This window comes from Bifidobacterium sp. LH_449, assembly GCF_056356755.1.
In genome coordinates, this window is sequence record NZ_JBKEUV010000005.1 from 67,991 (window position 1) to 89,340 (window position 21,350).

Annotated in this window: 20 protein-coding genes and 1 pseudogene; 8 read left to right on the plus strand and 13 right to left on the minus strand. The window is 58.6% G+C overall.

What is annotated here, in order from left to right:
• Positions 1-11: 11 nt before the first annotated feature.
• From purT to AC1AX7_RS05550, 4 genes are all read left to right on the plus strand, one after another.
• Entirely contained in the window at positions 12-1,340 is a 1,329-nt protein-coding gene (gene purT / locus AC1AX7_RS05535) for a formate-dependent phosphoribosylglycinamide formyltransferase (RefSeq protein ID WP_476509096.1), read from the plus strand.
• A gap of 196 nt (positions 1,341-1,536) precedes the next feature.
• Entirely contained in the window at positions 1,537-2,289 is a 753-nt protein-coding gene (gene purC, locus AC1AX7_RS05540) for a phosphoribosylaminoimidazolesuccinocarboxamide synthase (protein WP_476509097.1), read from the plus strand.
• Between the two features lie 83 nt (positions 2,290-2,372).
• Positions 2,373-6,095 (plus strand): phosphoribosylformylglycinamidine synthase, encoded by a 3,723-nt coding sequence (locus tag AC1AX7_RS05545; protein ID WP_476509098.1) that lies wholly within the window; start codon positions 2,373-2,375, stop codon positions 6,093-6,095.
• A 180-nt stretch (positions 6,096-6,275) separates the two neighbouring features.
• Complete coding sequence (locus AC1AX7_RS05550) at positions 6,276-6,539, plus strand: type II toxin-antitoxin system TacA family antitoxin (RefSeq protein WP_476509099.1); 264 nt, start codon at positions 6,276-6,278, stop codon at positions 6,537-6,539.
• A gap of 303 nt (positions 6,540-6,842) precedes the next feature.
• On the opposite strand, the gene AC1AX7_RS05555 is transcribed toward AC1AX7_RS05550, so the two are convergent.
• The 4 genes from AC1AX7_RS05555 to AC1AX7_RS05570 all read right to left on the minus strand — a co-directional run bounded on the left by AC1AX7_RS05555 (position 6,843) and on the right by AC1AX7_RS05570 (position 9,970).
• Positions 6,843-6,965, minus strand: a complete 123-nt coding sequence (locus AC1AX7_RS05555; protein WP_476509100.1) for a hypothetical protein — start codon at positions 6,963-6,965, stop codon at positions 6,843-6,845.
• Between the two features lie 56 nt (positions 6,966-7,021).
• Entirely contained in the window at positions 7,022-7,891 is an 870-nt protein-coding gene (locus tag AC1AX7_RS05560) for an SIR2 family NAD-dependent protein deacylase (protein WP_476509101.1), read from the minus strand.
• Entirely contained in the window at positions 7,863-8,681 is an 819-nt protein-coding gene (locus AC1AX7_RS05565) for a protein-ADP-ribose hydrolase (RefSeq protein WP_476509102.1), read from the minus strand. The genes AC1AX7_RS05560 and AC1AX7_RS05565 overlap by 29 nt, the downstream gene beginning before the upstream one ends.
• A gap of 515 nt (positions 8,682-9,196) precedes the next feature.
• A complete protein-coding gene (locus AC1AX7_RS05570) occupies positions 9,197-9,970 on the minus strand; it encodes a nuclear transport factor 2 family protein (protein WP_476509103.1) in 774 nt (257 codons plus the stop codon).
• A gap of 406 nt (positions 9,971-10,376) precedes the next feature.
• Here AC1AX7_RS05570 and AC1AX7_RS05575 point away from each other — a divergent pair, with 406 nt between their 5' ends.
• A complete protein-coding gene (locus AC1AX7_RS05575) occupies positions 10,377-10,721 on the plus strand; it encodes a winged helix-turn-helix transcriptional regulator (RefSeq protein ID WP_476509104.1) in 345 nt (114 codons plus the stop codon).
• Between the two features lie 49 nt (positions 10,722-10,770).
• On the opposite strand, the pseudogene AC1AX7_RS05580 reads toward AC1AX7_RS05575, so the two are convergent.
• The 4 genes and pseudogenes from AC1AX7_RS05580 to AC1AX7_RS05595 all read right to left on the minus strand — a co-directional run.
• Positions 10,771-10,875: pseudogene (locus tag AC1AX7_RS05580) on the minus strand (type II toxin-antitoxin system YoeB family toxin); the annotation flags it as partial.
• A gap of 89 nt (positions 10,876-10,964) precedes the next feature.
• Positions 10,965-11,726: a class I SAM-dependent methyltransferase gene (locus tag AC1AX7_RS05585; protein ID WP_476509105.1), complete on the minus strand. Its 762-nt coding sequence runs from the start codon at positions 11,724-11,726 to the stop codon at positions 10,965-10,967.
• 211 nt (positions 11,727-11,937) lie between these two features.
• Positions 11,938-12,144 (minus strand): response regulator transcription factor, encoded by a 207-nt coding sequence (locus tag AC1AX7_RS05590; RefSeq protein ID WP_476509106.1) that lies wholly within the window; start codon positions 12,142-12,144, stop codon positions 11,938-11,940.
• Between the two features lie 149 nt (positions 12,145-12,293).
• The gene (locus AC1AX7_RS05595) at positions 12,294-12,926 is read right to left on the minus strand and encodes a VanZ family protein (protein ID WP_476509107.1); all 633 of its coding nucleotides are present in this window, start codon (positions 12,924-12,926) and stop codon (positions 12,294-12,296) included.
• Between the two features lie 182 nt (positions 12,927-13,108).
• On the opposite strand from AC1AX7_RS05595, the gene AC1AX7_RS05600 reads away from it, so the two are divergent.
• From AC1AX7_RS05600 to AC1AX7_RS05610, 3 genes are all read left to right on the plus strand, one after another.
• Positions 13,109-13,510: a zinc-binding dehydrogenase gene (locus AC1AX7_RS05600; RefSeq protein ID WP_476509165.1), complete on the plus strand. Its 402-nt coding sequence runs from the start codon at positions 13,109-13,111 to the stop codon at positions 13,508-13,510.
• A gap of 271 nt (positions 13,511-13,781) precedes the next feature.
• The gene (locus AC1AX7_RS05605) at positions 13,782-14,405 is read left to right on the plus strand and encodes a response regulator transcription factor (protein ID WP_476509108.1); all 624 of its coding nucleotides are present in this window, start codon (positions 13,782-13,784) and stop codon (positions 14,403-14,405) included.
• The gene (locus tag AC1AX7_RS05610) at positions 14,402-15,595 is read left to right on the plus strand and encodes a sensor histidine kinase (protein ID WP_476509109.1); all 1,194 of its coding nucleotides are present in this window, start codon (positions 14,402-14,404) and stop codon (positions 15,593-15,595) included. Before AC1AX7_RS05605 ends, AC1AX7_RS05610 begins: the two co-directional genes overlap by 4 nt.
• Positions 15,596-15,838: 243 nt before the next feature.
• Here the strand turns inward: AC1AX7_RS05610 and AC1AX7_RS05615 are convergent, their stop codons facing one another.
• From AC1AX7_RS05615 to AC1AX7_RS05635, 5 genes are all read right to left on the minus strand, one after another.
• Positions 15,839-16,516 carry a PspA/IM30 family protein gene (locus AC1AX7_RS05615; protein ID WP_476509110.1) on the minus strand — a complete coding sequence of 226 codons (678 nt, stop codon included), beginning with the start codon at positions 16,514-16,516 and terminating at the stop codon, positions 15,839-15,841.
• Positions 16,517-16,569: 53 nt separating this feature from the next.
• Entirely contained in the window at positions 16,570-17,559 is a 990-nt protein-coding gene (locus tag AC1AX7_RS05620; RefSeq protein ID WP_476509111.1) for a hypothetical protein, read from the minus strand.
• Positions 17,560-18,072: 513 nt separating this feature from the next.
• Positions 18,073-19,320, minus strand: coding sequence for an SPFH domain-containing protein (locus AC1AX7_RS05625; protein WP_476509112.1), 1,248 nt, complete (start codon positions 19,318-19,320; stop codon positions 18,073-18,075).
• A gap of 36 nt (positions 19,321-19,356) precedes the next feature.
• Positions 19,357-19,965: a hypothetical protein gene (locus tag AC1AX7_RS05630; protein WP_476509113.1), complete on the minus strand. Its 609-nt coding sequence runs from the start codon at positions 19,963-19,965 to the stop codon at positions 19,357-19,359.
• Positions 19,966-20,092: 127 nt separating this feature from the next.
• Positions 20,093-21,139 carry a DUF6591 domain-containing protein gene (locus tag AC1AX7_RS05635; RefSeq protein WP_476509114.1) on the minus strand — a complete coding sequence of 349 codons (1,047 nt, stop codon included), beginning with the start codon at positions 21,137-21,139 and terminating at the stop codon, positions 20,093-20,095.
• Positions 21,140-21,350 lie beyond the last annotated feature (211 nt).

Genomic DNA, 21,350 nt, shown 5'->3' on the forward strand with positions numbered 1-21,350 from the left:
CAATATTCTGCATGACCGAACTCAGCGCAAATTCTGAAATGATGCATGTTTCCGCCGCCGATACCGCAAGTGATCCCGCCATCTCCCCCGCCGCCGCGGACCGCCCGCTGGGCACGCCGCTAGGCAAGCGCCCGACGCGCGTGCTGTTCCTGGGCGCAGGCGAATTGGGCAAGGAAGTCACCATCGAATTGATGCGGCTCGGCGCGTGGGTGTGCGCCGCCGATTCATATGCCGGTGCGCCCGCGCAGCAGGTCGCGCACGAATATCGCGTGCTGGACATGGCGAACGCCGAGGAATTGCGCGCTCTGTTCAATGAGATCCAGCCCGACGTCATCGTGCCCGAAGTCGAGGCGATCGCCACGTCGGAACTGGCCGATGCGGCCGCACGCGGCGCACAGGTGGTGCCAAGCGCAGAAATCGCGGCGATCTGCATGGACAGGGAGCGCCTGCGCGTGATCGCTCATGAGGAATTGGGATTGCCGACGACGCCGTATCGTTTCGCGGGATCCCTGGAGGAATTGCGTGCCGGCGCCGAAGAGGTCGGCTATCCGTGTGTGGTCAAGCCGGTCATGAGCTCCTCCGGGCACGGGCAGTCCGTCGTGCGCGCGCCGGAGGCCATCGACGACGCATGGATCGAAGCGCAGGAAGGCCGTCGCGCCGCCGGCGAAGGCGACGTGTCGCGTGTGATCGTCGAAGCGCTGGCACCGTTGGATTACGAATTGACCGTGCTCACCGTCAGCTCCAGCGCCGGCATCACGACGTGCGCGCCGATCGGCCAGCGTCAGGAAAGCGGTGACTATCGCGAATCCTGGCAGCCCGCCGCATCCGATGACGCGGTGCTGGCCGAGGCTCATCGCATCGCCTGCGCCGCCGTGGAAGGCCTTGTGGCGAAGGCGAAGGCTTCCGGCGAGCGCGGCTGGGGCGTGTTCGGCGTCGAACTGTTCGTGTTGACCGACGGCTCCGTGCTGTTCAACGAGGTGTCGCCGCGCCCCCACGATACGGGCATGGTGACGATGGCTTCGCAGCGTCTGAGCGAATTCGCATTGCACGCTCGTGCGGTTCTGGGCCTGCCGATCACCGCGGAGCATGTCGCGTTGTCGATTCCGTCCGGCTCGGTGGCGGCCAGCCATGCGATCGTCGTGCAGGGCGGCGGCGAGGCGGAGTTCACGAATGTCGCCGCCGCTTTGAACGAACCCGGCACGGATCTGCGCATCTTCGCCAAGCCCGAAGTGCACGGCCATCGCCGTATGGCGGTCGCCTTGGCGATCGGCGATGACGAGGCAGACGCCCGCGCCAGGGCCGCACGCGTGGAGGACGCGCTGACGGTCACGGTGCGTTGAGGCGGCGCCCATGCCGGCGTCCGGCGACAACGCCGGCGCCTGCCGATCGGCGACGCAGCCCGAACCGTCGATATCGGTTGGTATTGCAAGGATGTCTACGGCACGCTTGCAATGGAAAATGTAGCCTCCGCTTGCTAGCCTTTAACCGTTAGTTCACCATAGAATTCCACTCCTAACATAATTCGGAAGGCGAGTCATGGAGAAATTGGAGAAGCTCTACGAGGGCAAGGCCAAGAAGCTGTACGCAACCGACGATCCGGACATTCTCTGGGTCGAATACATGAATCAGGCCACCGCCGGCAACGGCGCGAAGAAAGCCCAGATCGAGGGCAAGGGCAGCCTGAACAATCGCATCACTTCGGCGATCTTCGATCTGCTGAAGGCCCGCGGCGTCAACAGCCACTTCGTCAAGCGCCTGTCCGATACCGAGCAGCTGGTGCGCAAGATGGATATGTATCCGCTGGAGATCATCATGCGCAACACCGCCGCCGGCTCCTTCGCCAAGCGTTACGGCGTCGAAGAAGGCACCGACCTGAAGAAGCCGATTCTTGAATTCTGCTACAAGTCCGACGATCTGGGCGACCCGTTCATCAACGATGACGGCATCGTCGCGCTCGGCCTTGCCACCGAGGAGGAGCTGGCAGAGATCTCCCGTCAGGCCCGTGCGGTCAACGATGCGCTGGTCGATATCTTCTCGAAGATCGACGTCAAGCTTGTCGATTTCAAGATCGAGGAAGGCAGGACCGGCGACGGCGTGATTCTGCTCGCCGACGAAATCACCCCGGACACCTGCCGCCTGTGGGATCTGAAGGACAAGTCCGGCAAGATCGAGCATCTCGACAAGGATCTGTTCCGCCGCGACCTGGGCAACATCATCCCCGCATATGAAGAGATCTACAGCCGACTGAAGGCCTTGGCGGACGCCGAGGGCGTCGTCGCAGCCGAATGATCGACAGCCCGCATCACGACGCGAAGCCGGATGCGGGCTCCTTTATTCATTAATCATTTCCCAACGAAAATTAAGGAACAGCAGTGGTTTTTCGCGTTTATGTGGAAAAGAAGCCGGGCTTCGACGTCGAAGCGCAGCAGCTCGGCACTGAACTGAAGACGATTCTGGGAATCGCCGCGCTGGAAGGCGTGCGCATCGTGAATCGTTACGATGTGGAAGGCATCAGCGAAGAGCTGTTCGATTCCACCATTCCTGTCGTGTTCAGCGAGCCGCCGGTCGACGACACGTATGCCGACATGCCGGATTTCGGCGATGCCGCGGTGTTCGCCGTCGAATTCCTGCCCGGCCAGTTCGATCAGCGCGCCGATTCCGCCAGCGAATGCATCCAGCTGATCAGCCAGGGCGAACGCCCGACCGTCCGTTCCGCCAAAGTGTACGCTCTGCAGGGCGCGCTGTCCGCCGACGATATCGCCGCCGTCAAGAAGTATGTGATCAACCCCGTTGAGGCGCGCGAAGCCGATCTGGCCACCAAGGACACGCTGCACACGCAGATTCCGGTTCCGGACAAGGTCGAGATCATCGAAGGCTTCCGTTCGATGGATGACGATGCGTTGAAGTCGTTCATCGACGAGCGCGGTCTGGCCATGGATCTGGCCGACCTGCGTTTCTGCCGCGAATACTTCACCGAAGAGCAGCGCGATCCGACGATCACCGAGATCAAGGTGATCGACACGTACTGGTCCGACCACTGCCGCCACACCACGTTCGGCACGCAGCTGGAGGACATCCAGATCGACGACGCCGTGGTCAAGTCCGCGTTCGACCGTTATATGGAGATGCGTCACGAGCTCGGCCGCGACGCCAAGCCCGTGTGCCTGATGGACATGGGCACGATCGGCGCGAAGTGGCTCAAGAAGAACGGCATCCTGAAGAACCTGGACGAATCCGAGGAAATCAACGCCTGCACCGTCAAGGTGAAGGTTGACGTCAACGGGGAAGACCAGGATTGGCTGTTCCTGTTCAAGAACGAGACGCATAACCACCCGACCGAAATCGAACCGTTCGGTGGCGCGGCCACCTGCGTCGGCGGCTGCATCCGCGACCCCCTGTCGGGCCGTTCCTACGTGTATCAGGCGATGCGCGTGACCGGCGCCGCCGATCCGACCGTTCCGGTCGCCGACACGATGGAAGGCAAGCTGCCGCAGCGCAAGCTCGTCACCACCGCCGCGGCGGGCTACTCCTCCTACGGCAATCAGATCGGTCTGGCCACCGGCCAGGTCAACGAGATCTACCATCCGGGCTATGTGGCCAAGCGCATGGAAGTCGGCGCCGTCGTCGCGGCGACCCCGGCCGAATACGTACGCCGCGAGACCCCGGCTCCGGGGGACAAGATCATCCTGTTGGGCGGCCGTACCGGCCGTGACGGCATCGGCGGCGCGACCGGTTCGTCCAAGGCGCACAACGTCGAATCGCTGGAATTGGACGGCGCCGAAGTGCAGAAGGGCAACGCCCCGATCGAACGCAAGCTGCAGCGTCTGTTCCGCCGAGGCGACGCGTGCAAGCTGATCAAACGCTGCAACGATTTCGGCGCGGGCGGCGTGTCCGTCGCCGTCGGTGAGATCGCGGACGGTCTGTATGTCGATCTCAACACCGTGCCGAAGAAGTATGAGGGCCTTGACGGCACCGAACTGGCGATTTCCGAATCCCAGGAGCGCATGGCCGTGGATGTGGCCGCCGAAGACGTGGACGAGTTCCTCGGCTATGCGAAGGAAGAGAATCTCGAGGCCACCGTCATCGCGACCGTGACCGAAGAGGCTCGTATGACGATGGTGTGGAACGGCGACAAGATCGTCGACCTGTCCCGTGAATTCCTCGCCTCGAACGGCGCGCCGAAGCACCAGGTCGCGCATGTCGAAGCGCAGCAGTCCTACGTCACTCCGTGGAGCGAGGGCACGCTGGCCGACCGCATGGACTGTATGGTGTCCGACCTGAACGTGGCCTCCAACAAGGGTCTGTCGGAACGTTTCGACTCCACCATCGGCGCCGGCACCGTGCTGATGCCGTTCGGCGGCGTCAAGCAGCTCACCGCTCCGATGGCGATGGTCGCCAAGTTCCCGGTGTTCGGCGAGACCACCACCGCTTCCGCGATGGCTTGGGGCTTCAACCCGTACATCATGGAGAAGAACCAGTTCACCGGCGCATACCTTTCCGTGGTCGAATCGTTGGCGAAGCTGGTGGCGGCCGGTTTCGAGCACGAGAAGGCGTATCTGAGCTTCCAGGAGTATTTCGAGAAGCTGCGCGACGAGCCGACCCGTTGGGGCAAGCCGATGGCCGCCGTGCTTGGCGCGCTGATGGCACAGGTGGATCTGGGCGCCGGCGCGATCGGCGGCAAGGATTCCATGTCGGGCTCCTTCGAAGACCTTGACGTGCCGCCGACCCTGATCTCATTCGCCGTGGCCGTGGGCGACATGCGCCGCGCCACTTCCCCGGAGTTCAAGGGAGCAGGCCACCGCATCGTGCGTATCGCCCCGCGCTATCTGGCCGACGGCCTGACGCCGGATAAGGATTCGCTGCTGGAGGCCTTCTCGCTCGTCGAGGAGCTCACCGACTTCCACACGGCCTTGGCCGTGTCCACGCCGGGCTATGGCGCCACCGCCGAATCGCTGTTCAAGATGACGTTGGGCAACCGCATCGGCGTGAAGCTCCACGACGGCATCGCCATGGACGACCTGTTCGTTCCGGCCTACGGCTCCTTCATCGTGGAGCTGGCCGACGACGAGAAGCTTCCGGCCGTCTCCAACCTGGTCGAGGTCGGCGAAATCGGCGTCACCACCGAAGAGTACGTCTTCGAAGCCGCCGGCGAACGTCTGGATCTGGCCCACGTGCAGGAGGTCTGGGAGCATGGCATCGAATCGGTGTTCCCGTACCGCGGCAAGGGCGATGCGGTCGAAACCGTCAGCTTCAACGCCGCGAAGAAGACCGTATACACCGGCACCGGCGTCGCCAGGCCGCATGTGGTGATCCCGGTCTTCCCCGGCAACAACTGCGAGTATGATTCGGCCGCCGCGTTCGAGCGTGCCGGCGCCGATGTGACGACGCTGATCGTGAACAACCTCTCCCCCGCCGCCGTGGCCGAGTCCACCGCAGCTTTGGTCGAGGAGATCGGCAAGAGCCAGATCGTCATGATTCCGGGCGGCTTCTCCGGCGGCGACGAACCGGATGGTTCCGCCAAGTTCATCGCGGCGTTCTTCCGCGCCCCGGCCGTCACCGAGGCGGTGCGTGACCTGCTGAAGAACCGTGACGGCCTGATGCTCGGCATCTGCAACGGCTTCCAGGCGCTGATCAAGCTGGGTCTGGTGCCGTATGGCGATATCGTTCCGATGACCGCCGAATGCCCGACGCTGACGTTCAACACGATCGGCCGCCACCAGTCCCGTCTGGTGCGCACGCGCGTCGCCTCCGACCTGAGCCCGTGGCTGTCGAAGACTTCGGTCGGCGACGTGCACACGGTCGCCATCTCCCATGGCGAAGGCCGTTTCGTCGCCTCCGGCGACGTGCTCGTCCAGCTCAAGGCCAACGGCCAGATCGCCACGCAGTATGTCGGCGAGGACGGCGTGCCGGGCATGGATCTGGACGTCAATCCGAACGGATCCCTGCTGGCCATCGAAGGCATCACCAGCCCGGACGGCCGTGTGTTCGGCAAGATGGGCCATTCGGAGCGTTCCGGCAAGGGCCTGTACGTGAACGTGCCGGGCAACAAGTACCAGCCGCTGTTCGAGGCCGGCGTGGAATACTTCACCGCCTGACCCGGCTAACAGGCTAATCTGCCGAGTCTGCCCAGCGACTTGCTGAGCGTCAGCTGCTGAGAATCCCCATACGTGACACCAATCATGTACGGGGATTCTCGCATCTGCATGCCGCAATTTTCAAAGATTCAAATTGATCACACCATCAAATCGTCCGTATAAATGACGTACAACTTCAGCATGGCCACTAAAACAAGCAGATTTGAAATGCGTTTGACGGAAAGTCAGCGTGCCATATTGGAGCGTGCGGCAAGCTTAAAAGACTTGAACCTGACCCATTGGGCGCTTGACAATCTTCTTGATGACGCGCAACGCGATATCGCGGAAAGCAACACACTATATCTGTCAGACGAGGCATATGGCAGATTCGTCTCCGCATTGGACGAGCCACTATCCCCGCAGACGACTGAGTTACTGAACAAGCCGGCGGTCTGGGATGAGTGAATTCACCAGACCACGGCGTATCACCGAGAACGACGATGTTTCCGGATTCGAATGCGGCGTGGAAATTGTGGACGACTGGCTTAGCCTGCATCTGCACACGGCCCTAAACAGCATACAGCAGTAGCTTACGGATCGTTCTGCAACGGAACATTGGCGGGCTTCTACACATTGTCGGCTCATGCAGCGGACCGCGCCTCATCCCGCGGCTGGCTCGCACGAAATTCCCCAGATCCAATACCCACGCTGCTGCTCGGCATATTAGGCGCCGATATACGATACCGGACCAAGCATCTGGGCGCTTCCCTACTGCGCGATGCGATACTGCGGGCTTCCTCGGCCGCCGAAATCATCGGAACAAGAGCGCTGATCGTCGATCCCGCAAACGAGCACGCCGTCGGATTCCACGAACGATACGGATTCCGGCATGTCCCACAATCAGATAGGATGTCTATTCCCCTACATTAATCATCAGTCGTAATGTCTTAATCATCAGTCATCAGCCATTGCAGCAATCCGTCGATGACGTCGGCGATGTCGGAGTCAATGCAGATCGCCTGCTTGCGGATTTCAATCGGGCAGACGGCCTCCAGCAGATTCACACAGGCATACACCGCTTTCGGATTGCCGTATGTCATCTGCCAGAACGGATATTTGATGATCGACGGCGTATTGCCGCCCACTCCCAATTCGAGGAACAGTACATGCCGTCCGTCGTGACGCCGTAGAAAATCCTCGTACCGGTCGGAGGCGGCGCGCCAGCCGTCATCCTGCACGAAGGTGGCGTCCGCGCGCAGATTCATCGACATGGGCGCGCCGCAGCGCGGGCAGTATGGCACCAGATCGCTTGGGATGCGCATGCAATGCTGCCGCGCGACCATTGCTTTGATTGCGGTCTCATTGTCGTATGCTTTGCGATGGCAAGGCACGGAACACTGCCACAGGCCATAGTCGCCCTGCATGTAGAACAGGCGCCGCTTGTCGAATCCGGCTTTCTGGAAACAATGGTCCACGTTGGTGGTGATGACGAAATAATCCTTGTCCTGCACCAGTTTCAGCAGATTGGAATACACCGGCTTGGGCGCGTCCATATATCGGTTGATATAAATGTACCGGCTCCAATACGCCCAATGTTCCTCCAGCGTTGCGAACGGGTGGAATCCGCCGGAATACATGTCGCGGAAATCATATTTCGCGATGAAATCGCCGAAATACCGCTCGAATCGCTCGCCGGAGTAAGTGAAGCCTGCAGCAGTCGACAGGCCTGATCCCGCCCCTATTATTACGGCGTCCGCGCCGTCGAGCTCCCGCTTCAGTCGTGCGAGATCATCGGAGAAGCTGTTGGTAGATGTCATGATCGACGTCCTTGAACACATTGAAAATCACGTCAAGCCGATACGGATGTTGCTGTTGCCACTGCCTGACCGTCGCGGTGGCGATTCGTGCGGCCAGAACGTTCGGAAAATGGAATTCGCCGGTGGAGATGCAGCAGAACGCCACGCTGCGCAGTCCATGCGCCGCCGCCAGATCCAGGCATGACCGGTAGCAGTCCGCCAGCGATTCCCTGTCTTCCTGCGTGACGGCATTGCGGATGATCGGCCCGACCGTATGCAATACGGTATTGCAGGGCAGATTATAGGCGCGCGTGATTTTCGCCTGTCCGGCCGGCTCCGGTTTGCCTTGGTTTTCCATGATTTTCGCGCATTCCAGACGAAGCTGTACGCCCGCAAACGTATGGATGGCATTGTCGATGCACAGATGGCAGGGCGCGAAACAGCCCAGCATCTGACTGTTCGCAGCGTTGACGATGGCGTCGACGGCAAGCGTGGTGATGTCGCCCTGCCACAGATAGACTTGCGAATTTTCCTGGTTTCCTGATTGTTCCGTTTGATGCGATTCCCGCAATCGCACCGGCGTCAGATCCGCGATATCGGTGATGCCGCGTTCCATAAGGCGCTCCTGCAGATACGCGTCCTGGACATTCAGGAAATCCTCGCCGACTGCGATTGGTGGGCGCACATTCATCAGACTGCGCAGAAGATGCCGTTTCCCCGCCGGATCATCCGGAATACCGACATTCGCATAGTCCTTGGATTCGTCAAGCAGATAACGGATCAGAAAATCCAACCGCTGTTCCTGCGTCATAGCCGCCTCCTCGTCGTAGCTGTTTGATGACGAAACACCGCATCGGACTGATTCAGCATGTTGTGCAACAGAATATTCAGTTCAATGCATCCGATTTCCAAACCAACGCACTGTATTACAGGCCACCTTATTCCAAACCAGCGCACAATGTGCGGGCATCACACGCACAATGTGCCAGTGGCACCCACACATTGTGTAAGTGCCACATACACAATGTGCGTCGCACCCCCGCCACACGCACATTGTGCCCTGTTTCAGCGCACAATGTGCCTGAAACAAACGCACAATGTGCGTCAGACAGTCAGCCAACACACAATGTGTAAGTGCCACATGCACAATGTGCTAGTACCACATACACAATGTGCGGGTGTCATCTACACATTGTGCGGGCATCGCACGCACAATGTGCCGATAGCGCCTATACATTGTGCTTGTACGGTTAAGATACATGCTTATTATGCGACCGCCGCTTATTATGACGGCCGCTGCAGCTTTGCGAAGCCTTAGAGGGCTGCTCAGAATTTGCCGTTCTGGTTTTGCCAGGTGGATTCTTCGGCGATGGTTTCCATAACATCCCAATGCTCGGCGATCTTACCGTTCTCCACACGCCACAGGTCGTAATAGCTGGTGCGGACGCCGCCGAACGAACCTTCGCTGACTGCCAGCACGAAGTTGCCCTGCGCCAGCACCTGATGGGTGGTGTCATAGATCATCTGCACGCCCTGTTCGGCGAGGGCGGACAGCGCCGCTCCCAATCCGCTCAGACCGTCGGCGATGCCGGTATTGTGCTGAATGTAGGTGTCGCCGTCAAAATAGTCCGCGGTCTTTTCCGGATTCTTGCCTTGCATGACGTCGTGGAGGAAACGTTTCACCAGCTCGCGGTTTTCTTCGGTCTTGTCAAGATCCGTCAGGTCCATGGCACCATCGATCTGCGTGCGGCCGGACGGATTCGGTTCGGCCTTCGCCGCCAGATTATCCCAGTGTTCAACGATCTTGCCATCCGCGTCGAAGCGGAAGATGTCGAAGGCCACCTGCTCGCCTGCACCGGCGAAATCGTAGACGGTCTGCAGAAATACCTTGTCATCGTCTTCGAACGCACGAATGTTGTTGACAGTGGTCTTCACCGGAGCTGCCGACAAAGCCGCCACGGAGCTGACGAAAGCATCACGGCCGGTTCCGTAGGCGAGATTGTGCTGAATATAATCTTCCGCAAGCAGACTTGCAGCGGTTTCCGTGTCGCCGGAAGCAAATGTGTTGATCAGATCGAGCGCCTTCTGAATGTTGGTCATGCGTGTTCCTCACTCCTTTGCGATCATGCGGGAGCCGTTCGTTGAAGAGCCATGAAGAGTTCCTGCATATGTCGGATTGGTTCGTTGCTTTCCTGTGTTTTGCTTGGCTCTGATTTGTATTGTGCAAAATCAAGTTTCCGATGTAAAGCAAGCACTTTTTCGTGCTGTAGTTACCTAAAAGATACTATTGGGCGGTTACCAGGAGGAAACGAATGCGAGAATCCAGGCTTTATTCAGGAATCCGTCATCCGAAAAAAATTTCTTATGATTGCGGTCTTCGGCGTGTCGCAATATTTTCACACAGTACCGCATATTGCAACATAAAGTATCTGTTGGAAACCAATATATTGAAAAACCAATATGTTGCCGCATAATCAACCATCGAAACATCGACGGAGGCCATCGCATGCATGAGGAAACGCAGATACAGGAACTGCCCGCCTGCCCCGTGGAGACCACGCTGATGCTTATCGGCAACAAATGGAAGGTCCTGATTCTGCGCGACCTGCTGCCCGGCACGAAACGATTCGGCGAATTGAAGAGATCCATCGGCAACGTTTCGCAGAAAGTATTGACCGCCCAGCTTCGCGACATGGAGGCCAAGGGACTTGTCAACCGACATGTCTACGCGGAAGTTCCTCCGCGCGTGGAATACAGTCTGACCGAACTCGGCAAAAGCCTGAAGCCGATCCTTGACGCGATGCAGATATGGGGCGAAGGCTACAAGGCCTTGAAGCACGACGCCCAGTAGCAGGCGATTCCGGCAAAGGGACGACATGGGAATCGGCGGGATCAATCCACCTCGACCAGGCTCCAGCGAAATCCCATCGTAGGGATTCAGGCTTGCCTCCGCCTTCAAAAGGACCGAGCACCGCATCCTTGATGAGCATCTTGATGCGCTTCAGTGTCCTCCTGCTTTATCATCGCCGGTACAAATAACGTTCCACGCATCCGGCGTCCGTGAAATGCGGACGCAGTCGGGGCCGCGTGCCATTCATCTGGATTCGGAGTATGTGGCCCAGAACGTCGGGATTCCGAGTTCATGAAGACGGCTCTCGCCATCGGTGTCCTCATAACAGTCGACGATCGTCAATCCCGCCTGCAATTGCCCGCGAATCTGCTCGTCGAATGTATGGGAGAACTGCACGCCGTCCTGCGCAAGGTCAATCGAGCGCGCCAGCTCCTCATCGCGCAGCGGATTGTAGGGAAGCGAGCGGACCACACGTTCGCAATCATCATCGAACGCATAGCTGAAGCCATTATCCAATCCCGACAGCAGACGTCCGCCAGGCGACAGTACGCGCGCGCACTCGCGCCAGACCGGTAGGACGTCCTCGATGTAAACGTTCGAAACGGGATGGATGATGAGGTCGAACGAATCGTCTTCGAAAGGAAGCGGCAGGGCCATATCCGCCCGTACGGTCACGATGTCATACCCTTCACGCTCCGCCACGGCCCTTTCCGACGCAAGCTGGCGGGGTGAATAGTCAAGCACCGTGCACACCGCGCCCAGAGCGGCGAGAACGGGCATCTGCTGACCGCCGCCGGCGGCAAGACCAAGGACCCGTTTGCCACGCATATCCTCGAATAGCCATGAATGCGGCATCGGTCGCGTCGGAGTAAGCATGATCCGCCACCGGCCTTCGAGAGCCGCCAGATACTCGTCGTGACCGATCGGGACGCCCCATTGCCATCCATCCTCGATCCAACCGTCAATCGTATGCGCGTTGATATCCGCATAATTCGCAAGGTTCATTTCCTCTCCTTCTCATCCAGTAAAGCGAGCTCACCTAATAGAGCGAAGCGTCGGAACGACTTCGTCTCCCGTACGCCCGGTGCGGCATCATTCGACGGCGCACTCCCAAATTGAGACGGCTCCCTGAACCATCCTCGTCGACGCCAATGCTACCATGCGAGACCGCATGCCATGAGATAACGCATCAAACCGTTTGAAGGAATCGCTCGCATCACAAGATATGCTCACGCACGCAGATACGGATGGCTTCGGCACGATTATGTACTCCCATCTTCCTGTAGGCGCTGTTCATATGGGTTTTCACCATGCCTTCGGACATGCGCAGCAGCCGTGCGGTGGCCGACGCGGTACGACCGCACAGATACTCCTTCAGCACTGCGATCTCGGTCTCGGTAACACCATGCGCACGAACGACCACGAATGCTCCTGCCAATCAGCTAGATCGTCACGCTCTGCGGCTTGCGCGATGGCCCCGCCATATCCAATCGGCGAACAGCCACAACGCGCACAGCCACGACAATGCATGTAGCGCCGCATGCCTCCGCCTTCCGCAGCCAAGATGCCGCATCACGGCCGCGTCGCTCCCCGGACCACGTAACGGCCTCCATCGCAGCGCGGAACACATACGTGACCGCTCAACCATGAGGCCAGCGCCATACCGCATATCGTCCCGCAATAATTCACAAGAACGTCATTGATGTCACATATGCCGAGCGACAGCACATACTGTGACAATTCGACCAGCAGCAATACGACCATCACCACAACATGCATCCAAGGAAAAACCTTCAACGCTTTGTGCATCATCATGCCAACCGGTACAAAAAGAAGTATGTTCAGAATCAATGTAGATGAAATCGGCACAAGTGCGTCCAAGATTGCGATGATGTTCCAATTCATACCTCGCCCCCACTTTTGACCATCACAGCCACCGCCAGCAGCATACAATATGCAGCCGCTTGCACGTCCCCCGCAGCTTTCGCGATTCCCCCCGTCGAATATACCCAAATTCCAATAGCATAACCCCGCGGCACACAGCACAACCACCGCAATCGACATGACGCCCAAGACGGGATCCGATTCCAACTCCCCATGTGTCATAGTCAGGAGATACGCCCATGCACCTTCGTATACGTCCAATATGCAAGGCTGCCACAGGTCAAGGCCGCAATCATCTTGAGCGGCTTCCAATGCTTCCATGCCACGCCTGCAGTTCGCTGCCCGCCGATTGTCTTATGCCTGCCAGCCATCGCGATGCTTCCGACGTCAGCGGACAGGACGACCGCAGCAAGCGGTAAAACTTGTTGGCACAATCTTGATATTCCGATATTTCATATATCACCCCCCTGTCTCACAGCCTTACTGAACGCAAGGCGAGACATATCGTATGTCGGGGCGATGAAGCGGTCGCACGAATCATGGAACTGACCGGTGGGGAAGGCGCAGACAGCGTACTCGAATGCGTGGGCACCGAACAGTCCACACTGACCGCGCTGGCCGCCGCTCGCCCGGGCGGGCATGTGGGCCGAGTCGGCGTGCCGCATATCGACCATGTTGACGTCAACAACCTGTTCTGGCGTAATGTGACGTTGAGCGGAGGCCCCGCATCGGTCACCCCATATGCGAACGGCGAGCATGGCCTGGTCGCCAGGATTCTGTCCGGCGAGATCAATCCCGGTATCATCTTCACCGCAGATTTCGATCTCGACCATGTTCAGGAAGCATACGAGGCCATGTACGAGCGTCGCGCCATCAAGTCGATGCTGTCCATCGGCACCATCTGACAGGAAACCGCCTTGTCCGGCACGACACATATCATGCCGGCCAAGGCATCAACGCCGTCGACAGGCGCAGGTCCCCAGTTACCCCCGTCCCCCTGTTACCCCCGAGTAAGTCAACGTTGACCAGCATAGGGCAAAAAGACCTGACCGAAGCCGAAAATATACTTTCGTGTGACATTGGACGACGCCATTCACCCGGTATCCTTCAAGAACGACGCGTCACAGCCGAACAACGATAACAAATTCAGCCATCGGACACTTTATGATGGGGGATATGCACAAAGGGAACGAGTACGACGGCCCGGTCACGCTTGGAATCGTAGACAACGATCCGCTCGCATTGCAGGCCATGGACACCATGATCCGCCAGCGGTGCACTCCGATCAGCATCGTCTGGACCTGCCTATCCGGCCGAGAAGCACTTGACTATTGTTCGACCATCACATGCCCGCGAGCCGTCCTCACCGACATGAGGCTCGACGACATGGACGGCTTCGAGCTCTCCGAACAGCTTGGACTCCGGTTCCCGGACGTCGCCGTCATCGGAATCACCGCTTTCGCCATTCCCGAACAGCACACTGCCGACGTGAAACATATCAGCACGATCCTGCACAAGGACGCGCCGATCGGGCAGATCATCTCCGCAATCGGTACAGCCGTCCAATCCCCCGCACTGGTCCAATGGCCTTCGCGAGGTCAGGCATCACCCCTGTCCCCCAGGGAATCGCACATCGTCCGACTGGTCGCCAGAGGATTCACATACGCGACCATAGGACGCCAGCTGCACATCAGCGAGCAGACCGTCAAAACGCATATGCGCCGCATATTCAACAAGCTCAACGTGCATACGCGATCCGAATGCATAGCCTACTGCGCCGAACAAGGATGGTTGTCATGAACGGTCACGCTCACGCAAACACGACGTCCCGGCTTTCAGCCATCCGGCAAGCGGCGATCGCACGATGGGCCGAAAACCGCGGCTACATTTTCGGCGCCGTGGTCTGCCTGCTGCTGGCCGTCGTGGAATGCTGCCTGTACCCGTCCTTTTCCCCTGCCGGCCGAGTGGTTTTCCCCATATACGTCCTTCTGCTCATCTGTATGGCGTTCACCCCTTTTCGCGCATCATCCGCACTATGCCTGCTCGGCATCGCATGCCTCCTATTGCCGGTCAAGGTCGAAGGCCCATCCTGGTATTGGGGCGTATGGCTGGCCTTGGGCGCAATGACACCGGCATCGGGCTCGCTGATTCCGGCCCTGATGTTCTCCATCGTCGAAGCAGGAGTCGCGTTCGCCAGCAACGTCACGTTCGGCATGGCAATCGGCAGTGCCGCGACCTTGTCGTCCACATTCCCCGTGGCCGCCATGGTCGGCATATATTTCCTGGAACACAAAAAGACCGTGCTGCTGCACACGCAGCAGCAACATGACCGGGAACGCATCGCGCAGCAAAAGCAGATCCTGAACACCATGCGATACCTCCACGACGAGGTCGCCGGCGACATCACCTACGCCATACAGCTGACACGGCAGAACAATCCCGTCAGCGTCGATGCCGACGACTTCAGCCATGATTATTCGCATGAGATAGAACGCGCCCTGTCCCATGCGCTGCAGTCCATACGCACGGCGTCACGCAACCCGTTGCGGTGGGAAGCGCACGGCAACGCCGCGGAAACCGAATCCACGCCGGAAACACGGCACCGGCTCTTCTCAACGCTCGGAGCATACCGGGAAAGACTTGAATCCCTGCATTTCCAAGGCGATGCGACGATCATCGGAACGCCGACGATACTGCCTGATCAGACGATCGAATCGATCACGACATTGGCCGAGGAGATATTGAACAACATCATTGCGCACGGGAAAGCCGGAGCATACTCGTTCAACATCATCATCACGAACAAAGGCGACGTGCTCATCGTGTCCACCAATCAGATGGCCGACGACGGCCATGCACGAAGCGACACGAGTCTGGGTCTTCAACTCATCCGGCAAACAGCGCGCTCACTGCAGGGAACAGTCACCACTTCAATCCAGGATGGGGAATGGACGATATCGCTTTCCATCCCCCACGGCACGCAGTCCTAATCGCCGCACAGCCATTCCAATAATGGAGGGCAATCCCCGTAACGTGCTTCATCGCCTGAAGCAACGCCCTCCTCGGACATGGGCGTGGACGACGCGTCATATCCGGACAAAGACGGAGACATCGCAAAACCGATGCACAATATGCAACTGACAAGTTTCTGCGCCATACCGCCATTATGTGCGACACCGCCGACCGGCGGCCTCCGACGGCGCCGCACATGCAAAGGGGAGACTATAGGGAAGCTAGAGACCCATTTCCGCCTTCAACTTTGCGAGTTCATCGTCGACGGACTGCGAATTGGCGCCGGTCAGATACCTGTCGGCCAATTCGTCGGTGGAACCGGCCGCCTCATTCAATTCGGCCTTCGCCCGGGCCGCATCAAGCATGCGGTCGGCCTTCGCCTCCATACGTTCGAAAGCCTCCATCGAGGAACGGGCACGGTCGCCGCCGCCGGTGATATCGTTGACATGCTCCTGCGCCTTCGCCGCCGCGACCTTCGCCTTGATCGCGCTCTTGCGCGCCTCGAGACCGCTGATGTCACCGACCAGCTTGTCATGCAGCTGACGCATCTTCGTCGCGTTCGCATCCGCCAACGCGAAAGCCTCGGCCAGGCTTACACGAGTCTGCTCATACTGCTGCTTTTTGGACAGCAGTTCACGTGCATCGTCCTCGTTGCCGGCCTGCAATGCGACGCGCGCCGCCTGCCCATAGCGGGCGATCGTCGCATCGCAATCATCCAACTGACGCTTCGCGCTGCGCGCATCCGCCATGACGCCGGCGGTTTCGGTCTTGACCTCGGCCAGATCCCGCCGCAGATCAAGCAGCATCTGATCGACCATCTTCGCCGGATCCTCGCATTTATCGAGCAACGCATTGATATTGCTGCGCATGATATCGCTGAAACGTTGGAGAATACCCATGATTCCTACCTTCTTTACTGTGATGATTGTTGGGATGATTGTTGGAATGATTATCAAGCCGATTGTTCAGGGGATTGCGGATCATTTTCATACTTCGCCAACGTCGGATCCGCCAGATCCTCAAGCGGAGTATTCAGGATCCTCTCCGTCTCCAGCGCCTTCTGCCGGTCACGCCGCTGCTTCTGCCGCACCAGCATCACCACCGACACGGCGACGCCGATAACGACAACGCCGATGATCAGCGCCATCGCGACGTCCGCGCCTGTCCAATTGCGCCGCATGATCCGATCGGCCGTCTTATCGAAAACAGTCACCATCAGGTCATCGCTCGACATGTCGGAATACCAATACTCATCGATGTAGGCCCAGAAAATATTGACGGCCTCCGCATCCATCACCGATGAGATCTGCTTGCCGTTCACCAACGCCATGAATCCGACATCATCGTCGACGTCCTCTTCGGCGAAATACATGAACAGCAGCGTGCCTTCATTATCGATGTTGTCGTCATACCACCGTTCGGCGTAATCCTGCTTCTGCGCATCGCCGGTCAGCGTCGCGTCGTATGCGCGGAACACCACATACGGCTGGATGCCGGTCTCATCATAGAAGGACTGCAGCCGGCGCTCCGTCGACGCGACATCGTCGAACCAGCCAAGCTCATCCTCGACGCAATCATTACGGAAAGCGACGCCGGTATCCACTTTTTCACGATTCACCGTGCTCGCCGGAACGGCATCGCCGCCGGACGACGACAGGCCGTTCCACGCGAACAAGGCGACCAGCAGCACAATGACGACGCTGAGAATCACCCAAGGCAGGGAGCCGCCACGACGCTGCGGAGGATATTGCGGCACCGGCTGCTGATTGAAGGGAATCGTGGGACCGCCTTGCGGATTGAATCCGGGATTGCCCTGCGGGGCAGGTTGGGAAGTGTTCGACGTATTCCATATGAACACGTTCGGACGACGCGGCGGGCGCGGCCTGAAATACGGGTTCGGTCTGAAGGGGCCGCCGCCGAAGAAACCACCGCCCGAAGGCATGCCGTGATGATTATGATTACGTCCGCCACCAAAGCCGCCTCCGGGGAAACCGCCGCCGAATCCACCGCCACCAGCGCGACCGCCGCCGCCCACGCGATGACCGCTGGATGAGCGGCCACCACCATGGCCGCTGGAGGAACGGCCGCCACCGCCTTGCCCCGCACCTGCTCTGCCCATACGACAGTCCTTTCCTTCGTTGGACGTACGCAACATTGTACCGAGTGCAATCAGCGCCGAGCATAATCAACACTCGACGCGATACTGCGCGAAGGCGTTGTTGCATCGGCCCGCGCCGACTCGCGCCACCCGTACGATGAACGGGCTGCGCGAGTCCACGACCTTCGAACCGCCCATCCAGCGCACAATGCATCGAGCCCGCCATCGAGCAGGCGCTGCCGCAAACGGAGGATACGCACCGGAACGAATCATGGAGAATGCCTGTCGGATGACACCGGAAGCCCGTATGCATGCAGGATCGGGACACCGCCATATGCCGATACGGGGAGACGCCTCCTACAATCCCATGACGTCTTTCTTCTTCTGGTCGAATTCGGTCTGGGTGAGGATACCGGCGTCAAGCAGTTCCTTCAATTTCTTGACGGCTTCGATTTGCTGTTCCAACGAGAGCGCAGCGCCTGCGACTGTCGAGGCGGAATCGGACGGAACGGAAGCAGAGGCCACGCCTGCCGGCGCACCGGAATTCGGCATCGCCGCAGCACCGGTGGCCTGCATATTCCGCGCATTCTGCGCGACGCTCGGCACTTCCGCATTCAGACCAAGCCCCTGTGCCATGTTCATGCCGAACACCATGCCGCCCATATCGCCCAGGCCATTGTCCTGAATGCCTTGCGCGATCTTCTGCTGCGCCGCCATGCTTCCGGCTCGGGCCGAAACGTCCTCGTACGCCTTGACTTCCATCTTCTTCTCGGAGAACAGCCGCACCAATTCGCGCGATTCCGGCGTGAATTCAATGTTTTCAATGCCGACGCCGACAATGTCGAGACCGAAGCGCCGACCCCAGGATCCGGCATTGGTGTCATTGTTCACGATATGCCGCACGATTTCGTCGGATTGCCCCGGCAGCTGCGAAATGCGATATTTGTCGGATAACTCGTTCACCGCGACCGCAAAGGATTGCATGAATTCCGACATGATCTGCGAGCGCGCCTTCGGATCGTCGAACGTATAGAAACCGGTATTCGCCGGCAGGAAATCGCAGACGAATGGCACGGCATCGGTCACACGCACGGAGAACACGCCGCGGGCGCGCACTTCCAAATCCGTGTCGTAAAACATATCGTGATACACCAGCGGGCCCGCAGTACCGAATCGTATGCCACGCATTTCACGAAGATTGACGAAGGCGACGCGCTTCGTTATCGGCGGCTGCCCGCCGAACGAAAACCGCTCGCCCACTTCGTGGGCCATCGCCTTGATAACGGATGAGCCGGATTTGCCGTAGTCGAATATCGTGCCTTCGCCGTTGCGATATTCGTATCCGCCCGGCTGCGTGATGACCGCCTCGACGCCGCCCTGGTCGAAGACAAATGCGGCGGTCTGATCGGGCACATAGATTTTCGTGCCGTTCGTGATCACGCCATCCGAGCCGTGCACGTTGGAGCCGCGCCCATTATTGGTTCCGCGCCATACTCCCGGCATGACCACGGTATGTTCGTCGAAGATGTCGGAAGTGATGATGTCTTTCCATTGGTCGGCGAACACGCCGCCCAATGCGCCGGTGAATGCCTGTATCAGTGCCATGACGTATTCCTTGGATTATTCGAGCCAGAGATTTGACTATTTGAGCACGCATTCCGTCGCGCAATACGGGCAGCGAACGGTTTCATTGCGATAGCCGGAAAGCGGCGCTCCGCAGGCAGCGCATTGCCCTGATGCCTTCGCCTTTTGCGCAGGCTGTCGCATGAATCTCGGCACAGGGGCATCATGCCCGCCGTTGCCGGCAAACATCGACATAACCCCTTGTGCAACGTTTTCCACGGCAGCCGCCGCCTGCGAGAGCTGCCCCTCGTACGCATGGCGATCCTTCGGCAAGGTATCCCCGGATAATACTTTGTTCAGCTGATTGGCGAGCTCTTTCATGTCTTTTCGAGAGGAGCTGCGCACCATGCATTGCCCGCCGCGCAGGCTGATTTCCACAGTCCCGCCTTCAAGAAAATCCTCGGTCAGGCGAACTTGCGGAGCGCCCTCATATATGACGACATCCCTTAATGGATACGTCTGAATCTCTTTGATGCCGCCCCACATTCCGCGTTTGACGAAGAACAGATTGAGATTCGTCAATATGACTGTTCCGCTATATGCATGCGAATCCAGTAATTTACTGAAGGATACGTTATCGAATGTTCCCAGGATTCCTTCATCGGGACGCAACGGCAATTGTTCCATGATTTATGATGCCTCCGCCAACTTACATATGAGGAGTCGGATGACCGTTTGCGGCCAGCCGACTCCCGCCGTATCGTCATCGCATGATTGCGTCGCATGCCCTTTATGGGGACATGCGACGCAATCATTACATTTCGCCTAATTTCTGAGTGACGCGCGCCTGCACTTCAAGGTAGTAGGCCAAATCATCGGCGGACAGCGAATTCTCGTCGATGGCGTCGATCTTCGTCATGTAATCGGAATACTGCTGCATCATGGTGGAGTAGTCCGACATCATCGAGAGAGGATCGCTTGACTCGTTGTATTTCTTCATGAAGTCGACATACTGGTTCATGAACTGCTCGTAGCTGTCCATGGTCGACTTGAAGTCGGCGCTCACACCGCCGGACGGCTGCGTTGCAGTGTTCGAGGAATCCGAAGTTGAGGGGTCTTCTGCAGCCGGGGCGCCGGTTGCAGTGTCGTCGGTTGAGGCATCGTCCGATACGCCGGAATCAGCGTCCGATCCGTCTTCCGGAGAGGGAGCGTTCAGATAAATCGACATGACATCATCGTATCCGGAATCCATATACACGGAAAGTGAGTATCCCTCCGCGTTATCCGCATTATAAGAGCCTTCGCTCTTGGAATAGTCGACGGTAAAGCCTGCATCTTTCGCTTCGGAAACATAATCCTCGAACGCTTCTGACGAAATGCCGCAAACATCAATGGACGTGCTATCGGAATTGTCGTAATGGACCTTTCCTTTTTCCGCACCTGGATCAGGAAGCATCGACGCTAAGCCATCGTCAGGCCATGTAAGCGAAGACTTGCATGGATTGTTTTCCTCATGCAGCTTCCGAGCTTCCTCTTCCTGCTGCTGAGCCTCTTTCGCCTCCTGACGGTCATCGATGACACCGCCGATGCCGCTGGCGATCAGGCAGATCACCGAAACACCGATGGTGACATACGTGACGATGCGACCGTCCACCTTGCCGGAGGGACGGGTCGCGTACAGGCCGCCCAGAGCGAAGGCCAGCGACAAAACCGCGAAAAATGCCGTTACGGAGAAATCCTTGAAACCGGTGCCGAGGCAGACCAGCACAAGCAGGACGGTGAAAACCACGCTTGCAATGGCAAGTTTCGAGGTCTTCTTGCGCACCGGAGCGGATCCTTGCGGCATATTATTCTGCGGCATGTTGCCTTGTGGCATAAAAGTCTGCCCGTTCGGCGAATAATTCGGATTGACATATATCGGATTGGCCTGAGGCATTGGCGTCGTCTCATTCCGATCCGACTGATCACTCTCCATAGGAGCCTGAATATATTCCGTAGGAGCCTGGTCATTCCCCGCAGGAATTTGATCGTTCCCCACAGGAGCCTGACCGTTCTCCAGGGGCTCCTGCCCA